This window comes from Pseudotabrizicola formosa, assembly GCF_002900965.1.
In the GTDB taxonomy this organism is placed as follows: domain Bacteria; phylum Pseudomonadota; class Alphaproteobacteria; order Rhodobacterales; family Rhodobacteraceae; genus Pseudotabrizicola; species Pseudotabrizicola formosa.
Map to the genome: position 1 here is coordinate 1 of NZ_PJOM01000009.1, position 23,388 is coordinate 23,388.

The 23,388-nt window shown below is 60.3% G+C and carries 20 protein-coding genes, 1 tRNA gene and 3 pseudogenes; 15 read left to right on the forward strand and 9 right to left on the reverse strand.

What is annotated here, in order from left to right; translation table 11 throughout:
* Positions 1-49: 49 nt before the first annotated feature.
* A tRNA-Met gene (locus tag CXR43_RS17460) sits at positions 50-126 on the forward strand.
* Positions 127-256: 130 nt separating this feature from the next.
* Positions 257-607 carry a hypothetical protein gene (locus CXR43_RS18135; protein WP_246831446.1) on the forward strand — a complete coding sequence of 117 codons (351 nt, stop codon included), beginning with the start codon at positions 257-259 and terminating at the stop codon, positions 605-607.
* Positions 608-697: 90 nt separating this feature from the next.
* Here CXR43_RS18135 and CXR43_RS18140 read toward each other — a convergent pair.
* A pseudogene (locus tag CXR43_RS18140) lies at positions 698-1,789 on the reverse strand (recombinase family protein); the annotation flags it as partial.
* A 466-nt stretch (positions 1,790-2,255) separates the two neighbouring features.
* Here CXR43_RS18140 and CXR43_RS17470 point away from each other — a divergent pair.
* Positions 2,256-3,392 (forward strand): AAA family ATPase, encoded by a 1,137-nt coding sequence (locus CXR43_RS17470; RefSeq protein WP_103336515.1) that lies wholly within the window; start codon positions 2,256-2,258, stop codon positions 3,390-3,392.
* Here CXR43_RS17470 and CXR43_RS17475 read toward each other — a convergent pair.
* The gene (locus CXR43_RS17475; RefSeq protein WP_103336518.1) at positions 3,386-3,640 is read right to left on the reverse strand and encodes a hypothetical protein; all 255 of its coding nucleotides are present in this window, start codon (positions 3,638-3,640) and stop codon (positions 3,386-3,388) included. The genes CXR43_RS17470 and CXR43_RS17475 overlap by 7 nt on opposite strands.
* Before the next feature lie 77 nt (positions 3,641-3,717).
* On the opposite strand from CXR43_RS17475, the gene CXR43_RS17480 reads away from it, so the two are divergent.
* The 7 genes from CXR43_RS17480 (at position 3,718) to CXR43_RS17520 (ending at position 12,943) form a co-directional block, all read left to right on the forward strand.
* Positions 3,718-4,896, forward strand: a complete 1,179-nt coding sequence (locus CXR43_RS17480) for a MobA/MobL family protein (RefSeq protein ID WP_103336521.1) — start codon at positions 3,718-3,720, stop codon at positions 4,894-4,896.
* A 119-nt stretch (positions 4,897-5,015) separates the two neighbouring features.
* On the forward strand, positions 5,016-5,600 hold the full coding sequence (locus CXR43_RS17485) for a hypothetical protein (RefSeq protein WP_146036560.1): 585 nt from the start codon (positions 5,016-5,018) through the stop codon (positions 5,598-5,600).
* A gap of 406 nt (positions 5,601-6,006) precedes the next feature.
* Positions 6,007-6,891 (forward strand): ArdC family protein, encoded by an 885-nt coding sequence (locus CXR43_RS17490; protein WP_103336526.1) that lies wholly within the window; start codon positions 6,007-6,009, stop codon positions 6,889-6,891.
* Positions 6,892-7,665: 774 nt separating this feature from the next.
* Entirely contained in the window at positions 7,666-7,863 is a 198-nt protein-coding gene (locus tag CXR43_RS17500) for a hypothetical protein (RefSeq protein ID WP_146036561.1), read from the forward strand.
* Positions 7,864-8,274: 411 nt separating this feature from the next.
* Positions 8,275-8,517, forward strand: a complete 243-nt coding sequence (locus CXR43_RS17510; RefSeq protein WP_103336537.1) for a hypothetical protein — start codon at positions 8,275-8,277, stop codon at positions 8,515-8,517.
* 69 nt (positions 8,518-8,586) lie between these two features.
* On the forward strand, positions 8,587-10,284 hold the full coding sequence (locus tag CXR43_RS17515; protein ID WP_103336539.1) for a site-specific DNA-methyltransferase: 1,698 nt from the start codon (positions 8,587-8,589) through the stop codon (positions 10,282-10,284).
* Between the two features lies 1 nt (position 10,285).
* Positions 10,286-12,943 (forward strand): DEAD/DEAH box helicase, encoded by a 2,658-nt coding sequence (locus tag CXR43_RS17520; protein WP_103336542.1) that lies wholly within the window; start codon positions 10,286-10,288, stop codon positions 12,941-12,943.
* Between the two features lie 297 nt (positions 12,944-13,240).
* Here CXR43_RS17520 and CXR43_RS18250 read toward each other — a convergent pair.
* A pseudogene (locus CXR43_RS18250) lies at positions 13,241-14,074 on the reverse strand (DNA-methyltransferase); the annotation flags it as partial.
* Between the two features lie 518 nt (positions 14,075-14,592).
* On the opposite strand from CXR43_RS18250, the gene CXR43_RS18290 reads away from it, so the two are divergent.
* The 4 genes from CXR43_RS18290 to CXR43_RS17540 all read left to right on the forward strand — a co-directional run bounded on the left by CXR43_RS18290 (position 14,593) and on the right by CXR43_RS17540 (position 17,598).
* The gene (locus CXR43_RS18290) at positions 14,593-14,817 is read left to right on the forward strand and encodes a hypothetical protein (protein ID WP_494338060.1); all 225 of its coding nucleotides are present in this window, start codon (positions 14,593-14,595) and stop codon (positions 14,815-14,817) included.
* 3 nt (positions 14,818-14,820) lie between these two features.
* Positions 14,821-15,036, forward strand: a complete 216-nt coding sequence (locus tag CXR43_RS18295) for a hypothetical protein (RefSeq protein ID WP_494338061.1) — start codon at positions 14,821-14,823, stop codon at positions 15,034-15,036.
* 502 nt (positions 15,037-15,538) lie between these two features.
* Positions 15,539-16,849: a metal-dependent hydrolase family protein gene (locus tag CXR43_RS17535; RefSeq protein ID WP_246831447.1), complete on the forward strand. Its 1,311-nt coding sequence runs from the start codon at positions 15,539-15,541 to the stop codon at positions 16,847-16,849.
* Complete coding sequence (locus tag CXR43_RS17540) at positions 16,846-17,598, forward strand: hypothetical protein (protein ID WP_246831448.1); 753 nt, start codon at positions 16,846-16,848, stop codon at positions 17,596-17,598. Before CXR43_RS17535 ends, CXR43_RS17540 begins: the two co-directional genes overlap by 4 nt.
* Before the next feature lie 61 nt (positions 17,599-17,659).
* Here CXR43_RS17540 and CXR43_RS17545 read toward each other — a convergent pair whose 3' ends face one another.
* The 6 genes from CXR43_RS17545 to CXR43_RS18015 form a co-directional block, all read right to left on the reverse strand.
* Positions 17,660-19,225, reverse strand: coding sequence for an alpha/beta hydrolase (locus CXR43_RS17545; RefSeq protein ID WP_246831449.1), 1,566 nt, complete (start codon positions 19,223-19,225; stop codon positions 17,660-17,662).
* Between the two features lie 738 nt (positions 19,226-19,963).
* Positions 19,964-20,218 (reverse strand): hypothetical protein, encoded by a 255-nt coding sequence (locus CXR43_RS17555; protein WP_435530818.1) that lies wholly within the window; start codon positions 20,216-20,218, stop codon positions 19,964-19,966.
* Positions 20,215-20,889 (reverse strand): YcbK family protein, encoded by a 675-nt coding sequence (locus CXR43_RS17560; RefSeq protein WP_103336554.1) that lies wholly within the window; start codon positions 20,887-20,889, stop codon positions 20,215-20,217. The genes CXR43_RS17555 and CXR43_RS17560 overlap by 4 nt, the downstream gene beginning before the upstream one ends.
* 76 nt (positions 20,890-20,965) lie before the next feature.
* Positions 20,966-21,274 (reverse strand): hypothetical protein, encoded by a 309-nt coding sequence (locus tag CXR43_RS17565; protein WP_103336557.1) that lies wholly within the window; start codon positions 21,272-21,274, stop codon positions 20,966-20,968.
* Between the two features lie 44 nt (positions 21,275-21,318).
* Entirely contained in the window at positions 21,319-21,780 is a 462-nt protein-coding gene (locus CXR43_RS17570; protein ID WP_103336560.1) for a hypothetical protein, read from the reverse strand.
* A gap of 3 nt (positions 21,781-21,783) precedes the next feature.
* Positions 21,784-22,653 carry a hypothetical protein gene (locus tag CXR43_RS18015; RefSeq protein WP_210402124.1) on the reverse strand — a complete coding sequence of 290 codons (870 nt, stop codon included), beginning with the start codon at positions 22,651-22,653 and terminating at the stop codon, positions 21,784-21,786.
* Between the two features lie 159 nt (positions 22,654-22,812).
* On the opposite strand from CXR43_RS18015, the pseudogene CXR43_RS17580 reads away from it, so the two are divergent.
* A pseudogene (locus tag CXR43_RS17580) lies at positions 22,813-23,388 on the forward strand (transposase); the annotation flags it as partial.

Here is a 23,388-nt window from a genome sequence, read left to right on the forward strand (position 1 = left end):
CTCAATACGATCCAATACAAAACCGATCGCACATAGCCCTCGGTCCGGACGCGGGGTGGAGCAGCCCGGTAGCTCGTCAGGCTCATAACCTGAAGGTCACAGGTTCAAATCCTGTCCCCGCAACCAACTTTAGCGAACTTCCCATCCGAGCATACGCCCCGCCGCCAGCGGGGTTGCTTGCTATGAGCATCTTCACGATGTTCCCGTCTATCTCGACATCGAATGCCTTGGCCGCTTCGTCGTAGCGCACCACCACATGATCAATCATATCGTGAAGGAGGTCCGATGCCCGGCTGACAATGCCTTCATCGTTCAGCGTCATCACGAGGTCATCGACATAGGCGCGGTACTGATCCGGCAGATTTTCCGGCAAGGGAACCTCGATTGGCCTTGCGGCCTCTCTTTCCAACTTCGCGCGTTCAAGGTCTTTGCCGACCTGTTCAAGTTCCTTCAACAACTCATCTTCGGCGAAGCCACGCTTGATCGCAGCCAACAGGCCAGCCCGTTCCTTTTCGAGGCGAGCGACGGCTTTGTCCTTCACGCGCTGGACATCTTCGGCATTGTGCTTGTCAGCACTCCATTTGCGCAGGAAAGATGCCTTGAATGAAGCATAGGCCGCGTCATTCATCAGGTGATCCCGCAACTGGTCAATCACATGATCTTCTGCCTGACGAACCGGCAGGCCCGGCATTCCCCGACATACTGACTTGCCCTTTTCCTTGGCATTCGCGCAGTAGTATCGCTTGGCATCACCGGAACCTGCGACCGTCAGGCTACCACCACAAATGCCGCACCGAAGCAGGCCGGAGAGCAAGAACTTTCTACGCCGCAGGGATTGACTGGCCGAAAGCCTATTCAGGTCATGCGCTTCCCGCTGACTACGCACCTTTTCCAATCGCTTTTGGCGGTCGCGCGCGGCGTTCCATGCCTCATCATCCACAATCCGAAGGGCAGGGGCTTCCGCCACCTGCCAATCGGATTGTGGGTTGAGCCTCGACACCCGCCGCCCTGTGGCGGGGTCTTTGCGATAGTTGAGGCGATTCCAGACGCGCCGCCCGATGTAGAGTTCATTGTTGAGGATGCCCGACCCGCGTTCCCGATTCCCGTTGATTGTGTTTTGCTTCCAATGGCCGCTGGACTTGCCACCGCTACGCGGGGCAGGTACCCCATCGGCATTCAGGCCAGCCGCGATCTTCAAAGGGGATCTACCTTCGGCGTATTCACGAAAAATCCGGCGCACTATGACGGCTTCCTCGGGGTTGATTTCCAGTTGCCCCACAACCGGATTGTCTCTGTCATCGCGTGGCACCTTGTAGCCAAAACTCAACCCGCCCGCGCTTTTGCCATCTTTGATGCGACCAGACAGGCCCCGCCGTGTCTTTTCGGAGAGCATTTCCAAATACAGTGCGGCAACCGTCGCGTTGAAGCCGATCTGGATGATATCGACCTTGCCCCGGTCAAGTGTGTAAATGTTGGCATCTGCGAACCGCGCATCCTTGAACAGACGCGCAGCGTGTTCTTGATCGCGCGAAAGTCGGTCCATGCTCTCGGTAAGAATGATGTCGCATTCGCGGCGCGCTATGGCCTCGCGCATTGCTTGGAAGCCGCGCCGCTTGTCGCTCGCACCCGACATGGCAGAGTCCTCAAAGTGTTTGACCACTCGCCACCCCTTCTTTCCGGCGAAGCGTTCGCACTGGTCAATCTGGTCGCGAACGGACATCGGGTTCTGCATGTCCGACGAATAGCGGGCATAGATGAAAACGCGGGGTTTGTCTGTCATGGGCACCATCGCAAAAACGGATCAGTGAGCAACTTTCGAGAACGGTAGATCGCCGCGCAACCGCTTGTAAAGCGGATGAAACCGAGTACCCTTATCAACACTGCTTCTGGGGTGGCCTTGTCCTTCGCTTCCTTCTGGACCGCGCGGCGCACAGCAACTTCGGCGATCAGGTCGATCAGTTTTGAGAGGTCCATCGGCTTTCCCTTTCCACTTTGGCTATTCAAACAACCAAGACGGACGGGACACGGTGGGCCGAACAGAGAGGCCCGCAGTAGCCCCTGCGTCAGCAATGGCGCAGGGGCGCACCAAACCACAGCGCGGCACCCGGACGGACAGACGCGCCCCCTAAGGGGGCGCGTCTGTCCGTCCGGTTCTGCCCGCTGAAAGATTCTCAACTTTTTTCTTTTTCGATTTTCGGGACGAACCCACCTCGTTGTCGCGACGGACAGGCCGTCGCCCACCGTAGGAGAAAACCATGAAAAACCATCACGATGCGCCATTGGCGCAAAACCTCTTTCTTGGCAAACCGCTGTTGTCGGTCTCCAAGTTTCGTCCCGAAATCAATCGGCCATACCTCGCCAAGAACCTGCTGCTGGAAGGTCAGGTTAGCCTCTTGGTCGGGCCGCCGAACATCGGGAAGTCGTCGGTAGTTTGTGCCCTTGCGGCAAGCATAAGCATGGGCCGCGCGCTCGGCAAAATAGCCGTAAAGCCGGGCATGATTCTCTATGTGGCTGGGGAGGACCGCGAAGGAGTTGCGGAGCGCGCGTATGGCTTCTTCCAGACCCATGCCGCCAGAATCGCGGATTTTGAGGTCCACGGCTCACCCGTCAACTTGACCGACGAAGCGGAGATGAGGCGGTTCGCAGGCGAGGCAGCCATCCTCGCGCGGAAGCGGCGGGCAGAGCGGCTGCTGATCGTCTTTGATACCCTCAACCTGTGCATCGGGGATGGGGATGAGAACTCGTCTCGCGATATGTCGCGAGCAATCGGTCACGCCCAACGGCTTGCCCGCATGACCCGCGCTCATGTGCTGCTCGTCCATCACACAAGCCTTGCCGACAATGGCCGCCCTCGTGGGTCGTCGGCGATGCATGGGAACATCGACACGATGCTGGTTCTGCGGAAGGTCGATGGCCAGGGGGACTCGTCCTTTGTCCTTTTGACCCAAGAAAAGCAACGGTCTGTTCCGAAGGGGGAGCCCATCCTTTTCGAGATCGGTTCGTTCTTTATTGGGGTGGATGACGACGGTGATCGGAGAACCGTTCCTATCGCTCTACCCGCCGAAATGACCTCATCTTTGCTGACAAAGGTCAGCGAGTCCGTGAAGCCCGGAGGTGAAGGAGAAGCCCGCGTCAAAGAGCTATCGCGCGTTTTGCTGGCGCTACGCGCCAAAAACCCCGCTGCCTTCCACGAGGCACGGACCCTATGCGGGATGGTCGGTGAAGGCTTCGAGGGCGTTCGGTCAAACTCCGATAGCCTACGAAAGGCCGTGCGTCGCGCGCTTGACGCGCTGATCGGCGCAGGCAAGGCCGAGACTGACGGCAGCGGCGGCTATCGCGCCGCAAACTCGGCCAGCCCGCAACCGGCATCGGAGGACAAGACCCTTCACTGATCGCGAAGGCGCTGGCGCACCCTTGCGCCACCTGTTCCACCAGAAGGCGCTTCCGGCTTGGTCGGGGGCGCTTTCTTCATTTCAGCCTTATACCGCGCTTCAAAGAGGCGCACGAGGTCAGTGCCAATCTTGAAAATCTGTTCATTGGTCAAAGGCCCGAGGGTAAAGTCTGAATCGAAATGGTCTTGGGAGTGTGCCGAGGCGAACATGACGACTCGGATCAGGGATTGTTCCATTTCAAGGGGCATCGCTTGGGACCTATGTGGATTGGGAAGGCGCACAACGGACAAAATAGTGATTTTGTCCCCCCATCCCAAACCGCACAATGGCCCTGTTCAGTTTCAAGCATTCCGTAAAGACCTTTTCCGACAAGCGGAGCGCCGAGGCGCGGGCCGCCCAGCACGGCCAGACAGCAGCGCATCTGCGCTACATCACACGCCCAAAGGCGGCGCGCGTCGTGTTCCGGGAGCGACTGGCGCACCCGAAAGACGCGCAAGTGGCGGTAGCCGCCGAACGGGAGGCCGAAACCCGCAAGGGCCGTGTCTGCGAACGGTTCATCCTTGCCCTACCCGTTGAGGCAACCCCCGAGCAGCGCGAGGCCCTTGTCAGGGCGTTTGGTGAAGCCCTCACCAAGGGCACTGCCGGTTATGTTGCCGCCATCCATGATCAGCATGGCAACGACGCAAAGAACCCCCACGCGCACATCGCGGCCTTTGATGTTCAGGTGAAGGGCGGCGGGCGCGGGCGACCGCGCAGCACCATCGGCATGGCACGCAAGAATGCGGTGGAAGAAACCGCCGCCCTATGGGCCGACATCCACAATCGAATGATGGCCGGTTGGGGCTATGGGGCAGAGAGCCAGATCTCGCACCTGTCTTATGCCGCGCGCGGTATCGACCGCCTGCCGCAAATCCATGAAGGTGCAGCCAGCCGCCATATGTTCGCGAAAGGCGAGACCCCCGCAACCAACGCCGATTGGCACCATATAGACGGCGGGCACACGCGGGCCGAGTCGAACGCCCTCATTCGCGAAATCAACACGCTCAAACAGGAGGCAGAGCATGACGAAACAGACCCCACCGATGGATTGGGAAGCGGCGATGAAGGCGACCGAAGCGAACGCGAGTATTGCTGCGGAGATGGCAGAAAGGATGGCGGGTCGCATGAGGGAGATGCGGGGCGATCTCCGCCTCCATGGGCAGCAGTTGTCGCGGATGGAAGCAATGATGAAGGAGATGGCGACGAAGGCACCAGCGCCTCAACCGCTTCCCCACAGTTCCTTGCCGCCCCCACCAGCGCGCCGGTTCCCCCCTTTGCCTTTGATCACCGCCGCCTTTCTGCTTGGGGCCGCGTTCGGCGGGTTTATCGCGAGCTGGTGATGCTGCGCGATACCCTACGCGCAAGGCTTCTGGGCGACCGTGAGGCGCAGCGATCAGCCCCTCCGACCACTGCCCAGATGGGGCCGTCAGCACGAGACGGCGGGCGACTGCGTGAGCGTGATTGACCGTTCAAATCGGCCCGCCAGAATCGTTGCCAACCCCATGATAATGATCGCCTTTCGATTTCCACCTTGGCACATCCGGCCAACCTTTCCTTGCCCTTTCACCGAGCAAGGAAAACCCCGTGGAAACCACCTGCCATACTGCCACCTATACAAGCATTGCGCCCCGCAAACGCCCAATCCTGCGCTTGCCCAAACCGCCGTCGAAGCCCATCGTCCCACAGGTTCGCCGTGGCGTTTCGTATCTCTTGCCCGGTCCGCAAGACTACATCCACCACCCTGAAACCGAGCGGCCTGTTTTCGGCTATGTGCCATCCTTACCCGGCTTGACCGGCCAAAACGCCTGTGTGCCCGTTGTCTTGACCGAGGGGCATCAGTCCAAGGATGACACCGGCATGGGGGCGGCTCACGCATGGGCGCAGCATCGCAAGGACATCGAAGCCCTTGGTGGTCACACCGCAGCAGATACGGCGCTTCTCGTGGCGCGTGTGATCGTCGAGGGCACGCCGCTTTATCTTGAAGTTGGGTATCGGTCCCAGATCAGACTGGTAGCCCATCGACCCGGCTCGGGAACGGTCGTTCTGGGCCTGTTCAAGTTTGGCTACCATCGCCGTTGGCAGGTGATCACAGCGCATGGCGGCAGGGGCTATCTTGGCGACTTCATCGGGGAGATTGCCGTGTCCCGCCCGGTTCAGCATTTGTGTTGATCCTGTCGAGTTCTGCGAACACCTCATCCAAGGACAGGCGCGGCAATCGACGGGGCAGGCCCCGCTCATACCGCGCCTGACGCGACTCCATCCATAGGTTTCCGCCTGCCAGTCGGTCAGGCGCGCGGCAACCGGCAAGCGCCGCTTCGCGTCGGTTCCAGTCGAGAAAACCGGTTCCTTCCACGCGCAAGCGCGCGGTTCCTTCCCGTTTTTACGCCCTCCACCCGGTTGCCCCGCGCCCGTCCGACCGCAGGACGGGCTGCGCCCTCCCTGCTCTGCCTCCGGGAATGTGTGGGCATTCCGAAGGCAGAGCAGGAAGGCCCGCCCGAGGGCGGAAAAAGGCCGCAAGCGGCTTTGGCCCGAGGGGGTTGAACCCACATCGCTCTCCCCAACCGAGGAGACTGACATGACCGCACCGAAGACCGACATCCACGCCACGATCACCGCGCAAATCATCGCAGCCATTGAAGAGGGTTGCCCCCCTTGGCGCAAGCCTTGGACCGGAGGCGAGGCGGGCGCTTGTCTGCCCCTGCGGGGGAACGGAGAACCCTATCGCGGCATCAATGTTTTGGTGTTGTGGAGCATCGCAGCCGCCAAGGGCTACACATCCGCCCATTGGCTGACCTTCAACCAAGCCAAAACCATGGGCGCGCACATCCGCAAGGGTGAGAAGGCGGCAACCGTGGTGAAGTTTGGCACCGTTGAGAGGGAAGACGAGAATGGCGACGACAAGGTGATCCCCTTCGCCAAGGCTTACGCCGTCTTCAACGCCGACCAGATCGAGGGTTTGCCAGCAGAGTTCTACCGCAAGCCGGAACCCGCGCAGGACTTGGGCACTGAGGCAGACCCGGCGCTTGATGTTTTCTTTGCCGCAACGGGTGCCGCCATCGACACCACCAGCCAGCCCCGCGCCTTCTATGACATCACCGCCGACCGCATCCACATGCCGCCTATCGGCACCTTCAAGGACGCGGCAGGCTACTACGGCACTTTGGCCCATGAACTGACCCACTGGACCGGCGCGGCATCGCGGCTTGACCGCTTCACCCGCTTTGGCGACCGCAAAGCCTATGCGTTCGAGGAGTTGATCGCCGAGATTGGCAACTGCCTGATCTGTGCCACGTTTGGCTTGACCCCCGACTTTGCGCAGAGCGGGGCCTACATTGAGGGCTGGCTGAAAGCCATGAAGGACGACAACCGCGCGATATTCAAAGCGGCCAGCGAGGCCCAGAAGGCCATGGATTTCGTCCTGGCACTCACCGATGGAAAAATGGCGGTGGCGGCTGAATAGCCGCCATCACGCGCGCTGATGGCAAAGAATGCGCACCTGATTCGTGCTGAGAGGTGTTGTTAGAGGTAAAAACCTCTTTACGCCTGTCTTCGCTCTGCTATGCTCAGTCCATGCAGATTCGGAGCACGCAGCATGCGAGACATCACAATCAGTATTGACGTTTTTGCCGCCCTTTGGGCGCTTCGTGAGCCAGAAGAGCAGAGCGAAAACGCGATACTTCAAAGAGTTATCGGGGAATATGTGGAGTACAGGAGACTTGCGAAAATCTCCGCTACGGCAGGGCCGCAAGCACACAGCGCACACCAAGAGCCGACCAAACAAGACAGTCCTCCGCGAGTCTTGAGAGAGGTATATGCCTCCGAAAAGACTCAAGGCTCGAAACTTCCAGTGGGAGAGTCGGAAATGGGAAAGATCCGTTGGGTGGATGATGTTCGCGCGGCGCTGCGTGCTCTTGGTGGCAGCGCGAGCCTTCACGAAATCTACAAGGCAACTGCGGCTCGCAGGAGGGAAGGTAGTCGGTCAGTCCCTCGGACGCTGGAAGCAACGGTGAGGCGGACGCTCGAAGACCACTCGTCTGACTCTGCGAACTTCCGGGGCGCAGACCTCTTCACGAACATCGGTCGTGGAGAATGGGCGCTCCGTGATCGGGCGCAGTAGTCAAACGGTGGGTGGCTGATGGAAAAATGGCGGTGGCGGCTGAATAAGCCGCCTATTTTCTTCCGACTCCCGGAATCCGGCCAACCTGCCTTTTGCTTGAAACAAAAGGAGCAGACGATGTTTTCGCCGAAGACCACCTACAAGATCATCCGCTTTCGCTTCAACGATGGCCGTCGCACCATCAAGGGCGGCTTATCGCTGGAAGAGGCGCAGGAGCATTGCTCATCGCCCAAAACCCATGGCGAAGGCTGGTTTGATGGCTTCCGTCAAGAGACCGAGCAGGAGCAGCGCCGCCGCGCCCGCCGCCGCAGGTGAGCGGCGGCACTGGCCAACTGAAAACGGCCCCGGTCAGTGATGACCGGGGCCGTTTCCTCCACCGAGGATTGCCAGACAGTTTGGATGTGGCAGGTTCGCCGAAGCGAATGTCCTAATCCCTCACGGGGAGCGATGATCAGCCGCCTATGCGGCGGCGCACTGGACCATCCTCACCGTCTGGCAAGGATCATATGGGACCGCTTGCGATGGACAGAAGCCGATTTTTGAGTTTTTTCGCGGCAGGCGGCAGGCGGCAGGCGGCAGGCGGCAGGCGGCAGGCGGCAGGCGGCAGGCGGCAGGCGGCAGGCGGCAGGCGGCAGGCGGCAGGCGGCAGGCCGCCCGCCGCTTGATCATCCCGCCCGCACACGCCAAGGTGGCGGCACGCGGCACCACCTTGGAGAGTTTGGCGGTATGTTCTTCACACGCATGGGATTTGTCTTTGCCCACCTGTTTTTTTGGTACGGGCTTTTTGGCGTGGCGTTCGCGATCTACCAAGGACTCAACCATCCCGACTTTGCCGACAACCAAGGTGCCGCTACCGCTTACCTCATTCGCGAAGTTGGCGAGGCGCTAACCCTCGCTGTCGCAGGTTTGGCCCTTGGCGTTCTGTGCGAAATCAGTTCAAAGAGGCACGAGCCTGACGAGCAGGCGTAAGACCATCAGATCAGCGGCGCAGCCTGTCCGATTGGGGCAGGCGAAGCGCAGCGCAGGGGGGAAGCGAGCATGCCATCATTGAACTGGATTGGGAAAGAGGCGGTTGAACACCACCACAAAGAGGTTCCCTATCGGCTGGTTCATTGCGATGGCGAGTTATCGACAGGCAACCCTGACGCGGGCAACCTTCTTGTTCAGGGCGACAATCTGGAAGCCTTGAAAGCTTTGCTGCCGTATTATGGCGGGCAGGTGAAGTGTATCTACATCGACCCGCCCTACAATACTGGGCAGGAGCAATGGATTTACAACGACAATGTGAAATCTCCGACTATTAAAGCATGGCTTGGTAAGGTCGTTGGCGCGGAAGAGAAAGACCTTTCACGCCATGATAAGTGGTTGTGTATGATGTACCCGAGGTTGCGCCTGCTGCGAGACTTTTTGCGGCGTGATGGCGTGATATTCGTCAGCATTGACGATAACGAAGTTGCTCACCTTCGACTTCTTTTGGATGAGATTTTTGGCAGGCAGAACTTCGTTGCGGAAATGATTTGGGAAGGCGCATTCAAGAATGATGCCCGCCAAATCGGCGTGAACCACGAATACATCCTCGTGTATGCGCGGGAGCGGACCAATCTGCCGCGTGAGTGGGCGCTTCCCAAGGAAGGGGTTGAACCTGTTCTTGCCGAAGTCAAACGGCTGAAAAAGTTGTATGGCGAAGATTACGACAGTGCATCGCGCGATCTGGCTGGTTGGTTTCGTGCAAAGAAGGCAACCCCTTCATTTGGTCATCGCCGGTTCCGCTACATTGACAGCCGTGGCGCATATAAGGAAGATGACCCCACCGCGCCGGGCGGGCGGCGTTTTGAGTTGAAGAACCCCTTGACTGGCGAAACCATCCCGCTGCGTCCAAATAGAGGCTGGGCTTTTGACCAAGTTGCCTTCAATGCGCTTGTGAAGGATGGCAGGATTAGCTTTATCACTTCAACCTCGATAATGGTTCGTCGCTATCTTCACGAGACAGATTACGCAACACCGCAAAGCGTATTTTATCAGCCAACTCGCTCTGGTTCGGAGAGACTTGAAGGCATATTGGGCAAAGGTGCTTTTGATTTTCCCAAAGATGAAGTGGTGTTGGAAGATCTTATTCAAATGGCGACAGATGATAACTCTATCATCTTGGACTCGTTTGCTGGCTCGGGCACAACAGGGCATGCGGTCTTGAACCTCAACAATGAAACACAGGGGAATAGGCGTTTCATCCTTATTGAGATGGAGGAGCGGATTGCCCAAAGCACCACAGCACGGCGGTTAGAAGCCGTGATCAGTGGCTATGACAAGAAGGACGACCCTGAAAAGAGAGTGGAAGGACTTGGCGGGGGATTCCGCTTCTGCCGCCTTGGTGTTCCGCTTTTCAACGAGTTCGGCGACATTGACGGCGAAGTGTCTTTCCCTGATCTTGCCGCCCATGTGTTTTTTGCCGAAACCGGCGCACCCATCCCGACCAAGGCTCAGGTGGGCAACACCTACCTTGGTAAGCATGGCGAAAAGGTCGTCTATCTGCTTTACACGCAAGGGTTGGAAGGCACCCCGCGCGAGGCGCTTGGCAATGTGCTGACCCCCGACGCGCTGGTGGCGCTGCCACCGCCACCCGAGGGCTTTGAAGGCATCCGCGTGGTCTATGCCGAGGGCGCAACCGTCTCCCCCGACCGGCTGAAAGCCGAGGGCGTGGTGTTCAAACAGATCCCTTACCAGATCGCGGGGGTTTGAGATGGCAGCCATCAACTTTGAACTGAAAAACTACCAAGACCTTGCTCTTAATCGGTTCGGCACCTTTCTGCGCGACAGTACAACCTTGGGCGCGGAAGTGGCCTTCATGAAGGCCACCAAGTTCCCCTATCGCCAAGCCCCGGCTGTTGCCGAGGGCACCCCCTTTGTCTGCCTTCGCGTACCCACAGGGGGCGGCAAGACCTTGATGGCCGCGCATTCCATCGGCATTGCTGCGCGCGATTACCTTCAAACCACAAACCCTATGGTGTTGTGGCTGGTGCCATCGACGGCGATCCTGGACCAAACCATCGCCGCGTTGAAGGATGAGGGCCACCACTACCGCGCGGCCTTGCTTCAATCCTTTAACCGCAACTTTGCGGTGATGACCAAGGCCGAGGCGCTGGCAATGTCCAAGGCCGACGCGACGGGCGGGGCCGTGGTGATCGTCTCCACCATCCAATCCTTCCGCCGAGAAGATGAAAGCGGCAACGAGAACCCCGAGGGCTTGAAGGTCTATGACGACGCAGGGGTCTTGATGGACCACTTCGCCAACCTGACCGACGACCAGATCGCCCCGCTCGACAAAATCGAGGGCGGTTCGCGCCCGGTCTATTCGCTGGCAAACCTGCTGAAACTTCACCGACCCATGGTGATTGTGGATGAAGCCCACAACAGCCGCACCGAACTTTCGTTCCGCACCTTGGCACGGTTCAACCCTTCGCTGATCCTTGAACTGACCGCCACGCCGCAGACCGAACACAAGCCGGAACGCGACAAGCATGCGTCAAACATCCTCTATTCCGTCTCTGCCGCCGAGTTGAAGGCCGAGCAGATGATCAAGATGCCCATCCGCCTGACGACAGACGCGGAATGGGTCAAGACCATCGGGGGGGCGCTGGATTGCCAGAAGGCGTTGGAAGAGGCAGCCAACGCCGAGAAGGTCGAAACGGGCGAATACATCCGCCCCATCATCCTGTTTCAAGCCCAAGCCGCGTCCAAGGATGACCCGACACGCATCACTTGGGATAAGATGGAAGCATATTTGCGCGATGACCAACGCATCCCCAAGGACCAGATCGCGGTTCATACCGGGCCGCGCAAAGACCTTGACGGCATTCCCGACATACGCAGCGATAAATGCCCGGTCCGATACATCATCACCGTGTCGAAGTTGAAGGAAGGGTGGGACTGTCCCTTTGCCTACATCCTCTGTTCGGTGGCCGATCAGGTATCGGCCACGGCAGTTGAGCAAATCCTTGGCCGCGTCTTGCGGATGCCTCGGGCGCAGCGCAAGCGGCGTGATGCCTTGAACCAGTCTTATGCCTTCATCGTGTCGCGCAGTTTCGACACGACCGCGCAGCAGTTGCGCGACGGTCTGGTGGAGGGCGCAGGCTTCAACCCCATGGAAGCGGCGCAGATCATCGCCCCGCAGCAGAACCTTGGCTTTGCCGATGCCCAAGAACCGTATAAATCCGACCCGCTACCTGCCGAGACCGCAGCCCCCGAGGTGATCGAAGCGGTGATCGACCGCTTGCCGCCATCGGTCAAGACGCGCCTGTCCTTCGATACCGAGACGCGGACGCTGACTTACAAGGGGCCGATGACGCGGGAAGGCCGCAACCTCATCCACTTGGCTTTCGCCGCTATACCGAATGTCGCCAAGACCATCGACCGGCTCTATGCGAAGTCAAACCAGTTCCAGACTTCGGCAGCCGATGAAGACGACAAGCCGCCCTTCATCGTGCCGCTGCTTGGCTTCCGCAAGCAGGGCGAACTTCAACTGTTCTCGCAGGAGCATTTCCTTGATTTGCCATGGCGATTGGACGAGTGCGACCCGGCGGCAATCTTGGAACGGTTCCGCCTACCCGACACCGCGCGCACGGGCGAGATTGATGTCGGGGCGCAGGGGGCGATTGAGATTGGCTTCCCCAAGAAGGTTCAGGGCGACCTTGCCTTGGTCATCCGCGAACCGGCATGGAATAGCGTCGCTAAACTTGCCAACTGGATCGACTCCGGCATCGTCCATCCTGACATCACCAAGCCAAGTGCCGTGGTGTTCATCACGAAGGCCATCGACGCGCTGATCGCCGCAGGCCACGACATCCCGGTTCTCGCACGGCACAAGTACGACTTGCGCAAGGCCATCGGGACGCTGATCGGCGACCTGCGCGGTGAGCGGGAGGTTGGGCAATACAAGGCCCTCTTCGCCGCCAACACCGCCGACTTTGCCGTCAGCGCCGACCTGTCCATCATCTTTGACGAGCAGACCTACGCCCCCAATCAGCCCTATTCCGGGGCCACAAGGTTTGCCAAGCATTACACCCGCCTTGTCGGCGACCTTCTCCCCAGCGGTGAGGAGTTCGATTGTGCCGTCCATCTCGACCGGCTCGACAAGGTTCGCTACTGGATTCGGAACGTTGATCGGAAGAAATCGTCCTTCTGGCTCCAACTCCCGCACGACAAGTTTTACCCTGATTTTGTGGCGATGCTTACGGACGGGCGCATCCTTGTCGTTGAATACAAGGGGGGGCACCTCTACGAGGCGGAAGCCACCAAGCGGCAGATTGGCAATGTCTGGGCCGAGGCCAGCGGCGAGAAGTGCCTTTTCTGTATGCCGACCAACCGGGACTATGCCCTGATCGACAGGACGATTGGCTGATACCACCGTAGTCTTTGGCTCCTTGATTTTGGCAGAGGTCTTGGCCTTTGGTTTCGCCGGGGCGGCAGCCTTGCGCTTGCGCCACTCCACTGGGTCATACTCGAAGGGGGCAGGCTCCACGGAGGAATCGCGAGCGAGTCCAAGTGTCGCTAAATCGTTCCCTGCTGTGATCCACACAGCCGCGTGTGTGGCGAGCGTGCGCTCATATTTTTTGTGCTTTTTGCGCGCGGCGGAATACAAAGGAAACTGCGGTGCCTCATTGTTGAGGGCATACTCGACCCGCGCCTTGGCTACCTCGAAATATTCTGGGTCGCGCTCAATGCCAATATAGTTGAAGCCGCTCCAAATGGCTGCCAAACCACCTGACCCGCTACCCATAAATGGGTCGAGGATTGTGTCGCCGGGGTTAGCCAGCAGCAGTGAAAGGTGAGACAGCAGCCCAGCAGGCTTGACGCAAGGATGGAAGTTTCTTTGCATCGACTCCTTTACCAGTGATCGGTCGCTTTCGTCCCTTTCGATCACAAGGCGTTCCGGGAAATGCTCAACACCGAGATTGCGCTCGGTCGGAGTCGGTTTGTTGTGCTTCAAGATTGAAGTCGTCATCGTGATCGTGCCGTCTCCCATCGTGTCCACAATGCGCAGGCCGCAGTTGCCGAACTTCTCCCGGTGCGCAGTCATTGTGCTGGCAGCAATCGGCTTCATCACAAGGATCATGTCTTCGTGGGCGGGCTTCACCCGTGCGTGGTGGGTTTCGCTGATGCGCTGGCAGGCCGGTGTGCCGTTCGGGTACATCCAAGCCATCCGACCGCAAAGAATGAAGCCAATCTTTTCAAGTTGTACTGTCAGCCAATGCGAAGTCTTTGGTGATCCGAACGCCAGTAGGTAGCCGCCCGGTTTGAGCACCCGAAAGCACTCTCTCCAAATCGCGTCATCAGGCAATGCGTCGTCCCAATCCTTGCGCCCGTACTCAATGCCAAAGGGCGGGTCGCAGATCACTGCCGAAACGCTGTTTGTCAGAATGGATTTCAGCACCTTCGCGCTGTCCCCACACTTCAAGACAGCAGTGGGGCCAAAGGCAGTTTTTGCGGGCAGGGCGGATGTGAAGTCGGGGAAGTTGGCAGGGCAGTTCATGGTCGGTCCTTTTCTGTTTGGACCGATCAGGTGGGGAGATTCGGAGAGCCGCCCAGTGCGTTTGGGCCGTTTTATTGATGCTATTTTCTCAACTATTGGTTTCCAGAAATGACTACTATTCGCGTCAGTTCAAATCGAAATCCGAAGCCGATTTACGCGATTTTTCGGATGGATTTTGGCAGTAGCGAATACCGTTGGATCGTGCCAAAAGTTCGCGTTAGTCCAAATCCTGTCCCCGCAACCAAATTCTTTCTATATAACAAACGGTTGGAATCCGACAAAAACACTTGTGTATAGCACTCGCCGTTTTACCTCAACGCCACCTCAACGTTTGACGAGTCCCCTGAAACCGAGGGGGCTTTTTGCGTTTGGTACCGAGAAAAGTCTTGTGGCATCATCGCCTGATGATCGAGTTTCGCACCCTTCCTGACCATCCCGACTTCGTGCCTTCGCCTCGGTTTGATCGGGATCGGCGCTTGCTGTAGCGTTGGCTGAAAACCTCGAGTTCCGATCGCCCCATGCCTAACACCAAGCCCCCGCGAAACCTGACCCCGGTACTCTGCCAGCGGCTGCAGCACGAGATGCTGAGGGCCTGCCAAGAGGTAGCCGCCGGTCATGGTCTTGTAATCGAGGCCCAGGACATCACTGGCGTGGACCTGCGATGGGGCTTCGATGCCGCCTTCCGCGTGTCCATTCCTCTGCCAGATGGTACCGCCCTCGACCCGGAAAGGCTGCGCTTTTAGGCGCTGGCCGAGGCTTTCGGATTGTCACCCGCCGATTACGGCCGCCAGTTCAGCACGGGGCGCGAACTGTTCAAGATCGTGGGCATCGATCCCCGCCGCCCCAAGTACCCGGTTTCGGCCGAACGCATACCGGACGGGCAGGGGTTCAAGTTCACTGCCGACCAAGTGGCTCTGTTGTTGCAGAAAGGGATGAGGGACGTAACGCCAAAGGGACAGTGATGACGTGCTCGGCCCATTGCCGTCTGTCGACATATTCCACGACTGCGTCTGCTTTGCAGACTGGCATCAAAAAACCGTTGATCGCGCCGCCACTGCCACAATTGCAGAAATCCATGCGTCCATGCGCAGATACTTTAAGTCGATCGTGTTTCGCCTGACGCATACGCGACTGCTCAGCCTTGCTTTACGGCGGCCCCGACAAGTGGATCGATCCGTTCACCTTGCGCGGCGCCAATCTCGCATTGTGTCATTGAATTCAGTTGCTTTGCCCGTGCCCACGAAAAAAAATTGCCAAAGCGGGGAACTCTACTACTATCCGACCGTGAGGCGTCAAGGGATTTCTTATACAATGTGCATGACCTGTTGTGAGGCTATCGAGCACGGCACAGCCCCGATCAACCCCTGTCTGTGCGGCGCGCCGGAAACTCAGGCCGCAATGCAGCGGATCGAAGCAGACCTAAACCGACGTCAATTCTTGGGCGGAAGTGCTGCGGTGCTTGGCATGTTTGCAGGATTTGGCCTCGCACCGCGTGAACTGCGCGCGCAGACGCCCAGTCGGCCCGTTGTGCTGACCAACCTTCGGTTTTTCGATGGAACCACGCTGTCGATGCAAACCGGCCGCGACATCGTGGTCGAAGGGGGCCGCATCACCGGCCTGCCTGCCACGGGAACCGGCCCGACAGAGGCCGAGATCATCGATTGTGGCGGCCGCGCGGTGACGCCCGGCCTGATCGACTGCCATTGGCACGCGACGCTGGCCAGTGTAAGCCAACTTGCAGCTCTGACGCAGGACATCGCGTTTGTGCACCTCGTCGCGGGGCAAGAGGCGGGGGCCACGCTGATGCGCGGCTTTACCACGGTGCGCGATACCGGCGGCCCGGTGTTTGGCCTGAAGCTTGCCATCGACAACGGTGTGGTCACCGGCCCTCGCGTCTTTCCATCGGGCGCGATGATTTCGCAAACCTCGGGTCATGGCGATTTCCGGTTGCTGAATACCCTGCCGCGAATGCCGGGCAGCGAAGCTGATTATACAGAACGGACAGGCGTGGCAGCGATTGCCGATGGCGCGGATGAAGTCTTGCGCCGCACGCGCGAGCAGCTGATGAAAGGTGCCAGCCAGATCAAGATCATGGCGGGCGGTGGTGTCACCTCGCTTTATGATCCGCTGGACGCCAGCCAATATCTCCAGGAAGAAATGGAAGCTGCTGTTCGGGCCGCCGCGGATTGGGGCACATATGTCTGTGCGCATGTCTATACGCCCGCAGGCATCCAGCGTGCGCTGCGCGCAGGTGTGAAATCCATTGAACACGGACAGTTGGCCGATCTGGAAACCGCACGGATGATGCGCGACGAAGGGGCATGGTGGTCAATCCAACCCTTCCTGCAGGATGAAGACTCCAATCCGCGCAGCAACCCGCAACAACAGCAAAAAGCAGATGAAGTGGCCCAAGGCACCGTGCGCGCCTTTGAAATGGGCCGAGCCGAAGGCGTCAACATGGCCTTTGGCACCGATGTGTTGATGAACCCCGGCGGGTCACGCAGCCAGGGGCGTCAATTGGCCAAACTGGCCCGGTTCATGTCGCCGCTGGAGGCTCTGAGCATGGCGACTGGCAAGGCGGGCGAATTGCTTGCCCTCTCCGGCCCGCGTGACCCATATCAAGGCCGGCTTGGTGTGATTGCCGAAGGCGCGCATGCTGATATTCTTGTCTGGGACGGCGACCCTGAAACCGATCTTGCCTTCCTCGATAATCCATCGACAACCCTGCGGCTCGTCATGAAGGGCGGGCGTGTGTTCAAGGAGACCCTGCAATGACCTGCCTGCCAAAATCCCCCATTGTGGCCCTTGTCGCCTCCGCAGCGCTTGCATGCACCGCGGCCCTGTCACCAACCGCTGCCGCGGCGCAGGATTGGTCTGGGCAGGTCACGCTTTACGGCTGGGGCGCCGGCGTTACGGGCGATGTCACGCCCTTCACCGGAGGCCCAAAGCTTTCTTTTGAAAAATCCTTGTCCGAAGTTCTCGAAGATTTGGATGCCGCCTTTTTCGCCACCGCCCTCGCGCGGCGTGGTGATCTGGTGCTGTTTGGCGACCTGACCTATTCTTCTTCCTCGCGCTCGGGCACCGTGCCCCCAGGCCTTCCCGCCTCGGGTGAGGTGACGATGCGTTCCCTCACCCTTGCCGCCGGAAAGCGGTTTGACGCAGGTAATGGCACCACGGTTGATCTTTTGGGCGGCCTGCGCGCATGGAAAGTGGACGGCGCAGTGAGTCTTCAGCCAGTGCTGAGCGTGTCGCCATCCAAGTCGTTTGTCGATCCGATCGTGGGTGTGCGCGTGAACACACAACTGTCAGACCGCTGGTCGGTGCTGAGCTATGCCGATCTGGGGGGCTTTGGCGTCGGGTCTGATCTGACGTGGCAGGCGGCGGTGACCGGTAATTACCGTGCGCGCGACAACATGTATCTGTCGGTTGGCTGGCGCCATCTGGCTGTCGATTATTCCGACGGCGGAACTGTGTTCGATGGGGCCATGAGCGGCCCGCTTGTTGGCCTGACCTTCCAGTTCTGAGCCCACGACTGTCAGGCATGATGGCCCCTTGCACCTTAGCTGGGGGCCAGCAGATCAGACCCTACCGCGGGATCAGGTCGGCCAGATGCGCAATCAAACGCGCCTCGATCTCGGGCGTCCATCCATCAGGGTCCAAGGTCGCGGCCCAAGCGGGGATGTAATGGCGGGCGATGTAGTCATGCCCATAGCCAAACGTCCCCAAGGCCACCGCCATATCCAACCCAACCTGTAACAGCGTCACCACCGGAATCCAGCGCATCTGGGGTGACAGATCCGGCGCGCGTTCGCCTGTCAGCCAATCGGGCCGCGCCCAAGCAAGCGACCAGTCAAAAAACACGATCGGGTCGCTGCCATATTGCAGGAACACAAACCGCATAGGCCCCCAGTCTGCGTCAAACCGCTCCAGCCCGCCCGTCTGGTCCAGGCTGCGGATCAGCGACCCATTGCCAAAGGCCGGACGCCATGCCGGACTGTCGGGCCGCCTGCGCGTCTGCACCATCTGCCAGAACTCGCTCAGATACGGCGATCCCGCCCACAGCGCACCTTGGATCGGATGGGCATAAAGATCCAGAAACGGAAGCGTTTCCTGCGACAGGAACGCCCCAAGGCTCAGCCCATGCAGGTAAAGCCGGGGGCGTGACGCCGCTGGCAGCGTCACCCAATGGCGATAGACCCGGTCAAACAGCGCCTGCGCCTCGGCCACGCCTTGCGTAGGGTCCACCACCACCGACACCGGGCTTGGCAGATAGGAATATTGCACCGACACAGTGGCCACATCGCCCTTGGCGATATAGTCCAGCGTGTCCATGCCGCCGGGATCAAGCCACCCTGACCCGGTGGGCATGGCAATCACCAGCACCGACCGGTCAAACCCGCCCAGACGCATCAGCTCGTCAAAGGCAAGCGCGGCCCGCGCCTCGGGCGTCTCGGCGGCGTTCAGGCCCACATAGACCCGGATCGGCTGCGGGGTGGCCTCGCCCCAGAACGCAGAGATATCCGCAGCGCTTGGCCCGGACCCCACAAAACTGCGCCCCCAGCGACCCATTTCCTGCCAATCCACCGCCGATCCCGGCCCACCGCTCACCAAGGCCAAGGTCGGCGCGGCACTGTCGGGCGGGATCAACCCATCCGCGACCCGCGCGCCCGAGTCCACCGCACGCAACACGGCGCGCAAGGCGATCCCGTCGATCACCGCCGCAAAAATCACCGCAGCCGCCACAGGCCCGGTGATCTGCGCCAATCTTGGCCCCATCAACCGTCGGCTCAGGCGCTGCCAGCGGTCTGACAGCAGCAAGAACACCCGCCCAATCAACAGCAGCACCGCAAAAACCGCCACCGCAATCAGCGCCGTCATCACCGGCGCAGACGCGTCCACCGGCGGCAGGCGCCAAGCACGCTTGACCGTGTCCTGCCACGCGGCACCCTGCCACAGCGCCCACGCCGCCACAGAGGCCGCCGCAAAAAGCGCCAGCCCGCGCGCCAGCAGCGATGGCGCGGCTGGCGGCACCTGCCGCAACCAGACCACAGCCTGCACACAGACAACCCACATTAGATAGCCAATCCCCGCGACAATCCCGCCCAGCCCCCCTTGCAGTTCCGGCGCCCGCGGCACCATCGACGGCGTCATCGACAGCCCAAAAAAGACAGCCCCGACGAGCAGACCCGGCGCTGAAAGCGGCGCGGTAATTGTTGGAAGTCGGGAGAGAGATAGGACCTTCAAAGCGAGCAATGATCCCTGATTATTTTTGTTCAACCATACCACAGCCCAAACGAGGTTCGGTGCGGCCATAAGGCTCCATGAACGTAAAGGTCCTACGATCAATCCCTTCGTCAAGTGACTTCCGTCGCAAACCCTTGTAAAAAGGGACAGCAAACAATAACTTTGGCTCAAAACAAAGAGCAGCCAGCAGCACGGTTGTAAGACGCGCTTCACCGGAGACCAGGCTATTCTGCGGAGATTTCAAATACTGGAACCCATTCGGGGCAACATGGTGGCTCACCTTGCAGCGTTCTATGAGCAGAAAAAGCAGAATGCAGCTTGCTTGGAACCATTGTGGAATTATTGGACAGATGTGCTAAACGTTCAGGCGAGCAAAAGCTCGTCATCAACGCATTGGGGATTTTGCAGCGTCATTTTCCGGGCAATATAATGTGTTAGCGCGATACAAAGCGGACATAATCTGAAAAACCAATGAACGTCAGCTACCGCCCTTACCGACACGCCCGCGCTTGGTCGCGCATTACTGCGTAATCGTTCAGCATGATAACCACAACTGCGCCCTCCGGCAAAGTCTCGAGCTCCTTGGCGGCCCTGTCCTGGTCGTCGGCGCTGTATTCTACCACAGGTGGGCAGGGAACTAGGGCTTTAAAACTGTCCGTCCCGCAGCCGGTCAGCCAGAGCATCACGATTAGCGGGACGACGGCTGGCAGCGTCCAGCATCTTGCGTTGAATTTCATGGGTCCTCTCCGATGTTGAATGGCGCTCCGCCAGCCGCCCGGCGCGTTCACCTGCGCGGCGGAGGTTCAGCAGGAATAGGGCGGCGGTGATTGCGGACAGCAAGATGCCCAGACCTTTGCGCGCCGGGCAGCTGCCAAGCATAGCTTTGATCAAGCCGATCACCGCTGGCCCCTCTTCCAGTCGTCGACTCTCGCATGGATCGTGACCGCGATGCCAATCAGCGCCACGGCGATGAACACCCATCGCAGGCTGTCGAGATAGGGCACCAAGGGCAGGATGGCCGACTGGGTTTCCGCCAGGACTTCCTGTGCAACCTCGACACCTGCGGCGCCGACAGTGGCGATGCCTGCCGCCCCGCCACCTTTCAGGGTGCGGCTTTCGGCCAGTACCTCGCGGGCAGGGGTGACCTCCGGCAGGAAGGGCGTGGCACGAACCTGGAAGGGGTCGCCCCAGCTGCGTGCCGGTCCCAGATCGATGTGCATGAAGCCTGAGCGAGGGTAGGTGCCGAAGCCGAGGAACCCCACAGCACGGGCGGCCGCGGCGAAGGCTGCTGGGTGATGGTTTGACATGGCGATATCGAACGCCGTGCCCAGCACGTGTTTCGAGGCTGGCGCCCCGCCAACGGCACGGTTGTGGCTGGGGCTGCGATAACCAGAGCGGACGATCAGCGGCTTTCCGAGCCGGTCGCGCAGCGTTTGCAGCTTGTCCATGGCCTCGGTGTTGATCGTGATCGCGCCAGTCCCGCGGCAGGCGATCTCGGCCGGGGAGAAGCTGGGCCAGCGCCAGACGCTTTCGGGCACGTCGCGGAAATGGGCATAGGTCAGAGTCGGCATTTTGGGTCTCCATAAATGCAACAACCCGCCTCCGGGGCGGGTTGGGTACAATTTCAGGGATTGTTTTGGGCTTGCGTCAGTCGATGCGGCCGCGCTGGAAGGCTTCGAACATCAGATCGCGCATGTCGCGGATGTCGGTCTCGATGCGGCCCAGGCGCTCAGCGTCGGTCCGGCGATCCTCGCCGCGCTGCCGGTCGATCCGATCGCGCTCCAGCACCAGTTCACGGTCGAGCCGCACCAGCATGGCCTCGTTGGTAAAGGCTTTGCGCGCTACGGTGCCTGCCAAAGCAAGACAGCCACCAATCAGGGCGGTGATGGCCGCCGCAAGGCCATGGTCGCGGAAGGCCTGCGCCATGGCGTCGAAGAGGGTTGGTTTATCGGTCATGTTGGCTCTTGCTTGTGTGACGGATGGCGGAATTGGGGAATTGGTCAGACTGCGGCGAAGCCGATCCAGATCGCGTCGATCTCGGCGTCGCTCTTGTCTGCGGCGGCGGCTATCATCGCGGTCATCGGATCGAGGCGATAGGCCATCTGGAAGGCGGCAAAGGTGACGCGGGCGTCGGTCTGGTCGGGTTCCGGGAGAGCCGCAAACAGCGCCTCGAGGGCCGCGGGCACCACGCCGGTTGCGGCAGCGGCGATGGCCTCGGCGGCGGTGATCATCCCCAGCCGATGGAGGGCGATGAATACCTGCCGGCGGGTCAGGGGCGGGATTGCGGCCCGGATGTCGTCGGGGCTCGGTGCCGGAACCGGCGCTGGCACGAAGGGCTGGATGTCTGGTCGCGCGGAGGTCTCGGACCAGAGGGCATGGCTCGGCTCTACGATGACAACATGGCCGGTGGTGTCGTTCAGGGCGAGGATGGTGCGCGTGGCGTTGCGCCATTCAGCTTGCATGGGTCAAAATCCTATGAGGGAGCGTTGGTTCGCGAGATAGCGGACGTTTCGGATGAGGGATCGGCCGATGAAGGTGTCGCTACTCTGGCTCCGGCCCGTTGCACCTAGTCGAATGCAAAGCGTCTCACCCGGGGAGAGGGTCACATCGAGGCTGCGGCTGGTCCAGGTTGTGAGGGAGGTCGTCCATTCCTGCAGCACCACCCCATCGCGGAGCACCGCGGCATATTGCGTGGCGCTTTCACCGCTACGGGCATGGTCGAAGGCCACACGGAAAGCGCAGCCTCGCGTGGCCGTCAGACCGGTCTGGCCATAGAGCGTCTCGTAGATCGTGCCGCCACCCTCTTTTGAAAGACTGATCTCCAGGCTGGCGCTCCCCCCGGAGCAATGCTTGAGGACCACCGTGTCAGCAGCAACCGTGGGCGCCATGGCATCGGCATTCAGGTTCGAGACCGCAGCCACCAGCGCGGTGATGGCCTGCGCCACCCGCAGGGGTGTCATCAGCGTGGCGTTGTCGGTGCCCGCCTGCGCCTGCGCCAAACTGGCGAGACCCAACGTCGCCCCAGCGCCAAGCCCGAGGGCTGTGCGCTGTGCCGCCACCGTTGTTGCCGCGATCAGCGCCCGCCCGACCGGGGATGTGCCAAGCAGCTCAAAGCCGCCCGAAGCCAGCGTGCCGATCGCAAGCCAGCCATTGTTCAGGGCATTGCGGACTCTCAGAACCGGGCTTGCGCCCGATGCGTCGACCCAGATTTGCCCGGCCCTGGTTGTCGTGGGCGCCGTGGCACCGTAAGCGCAGGACTGCAGGGCGGCGAGGATAAGGTTCAGCTCGGCGCGGAATTGCGCGCCGGACTGGTTGGCGAGACTGTAATCGACCATCAGGACACCTCTTCTGCATGGATGCGGAGCTTGGAGAGAAGAACGTTGTAATCAGGGCTGGCCGAGCTCAGCCGGGCGCGCAGCTGTACCGCGCGTGACGTTGCCCCCTGCACCTAATCCAGTTTGAGATAGACTCTGGCCTAACCGAGAGGACCAGAGATGAAGCGCAGCAGGTTTACCGAAGATCAGATCATCGGCATTCTGAAGGAGCATGAGGCCGGGATTTCCGTCGCCGATCTGTGCCGCAAGCACGGCGTCAGCGATGCGACCGTCTACAAGTGGAAGGCCAAGTATGGCGGCATGGAGGTCAGCGAGGCCAAGCGCCTGAAGGGTCTTGAGGACGAGAACGCGCGTCTGAAGCGGTTGCTGGCGGATGCGATGCTCGACAATGCCGCGTTGAAGGATCTCCTGGGAAAAAAGTGGTGACGCCCGCCGCGAAGCGGCAAGCGGTCGCGCATCTGGTGGCAGGTCACGGGATGAGCGAGCGGCGGGCGTGCCGGGTGATCGGCTGTTGTCGGATGACCATGCGATACGAGGCTATCCGCCAGGATGACCCCGTGCTGCGGGAGCGGCTGAAAGAACTGGCCAAGCTCCGGCGCCGGTTCGGCTACCCACTGGCCGGTAGGCGATTGCTTGCAATCGCCGTAAGGCGGCGGCTGCATGTGTTCCTGCGGCGCGAAGGCCATGAGGTCAATCACAAGCGCCTGTTCCGCATCTACCGCGAGGAGCAGCTGC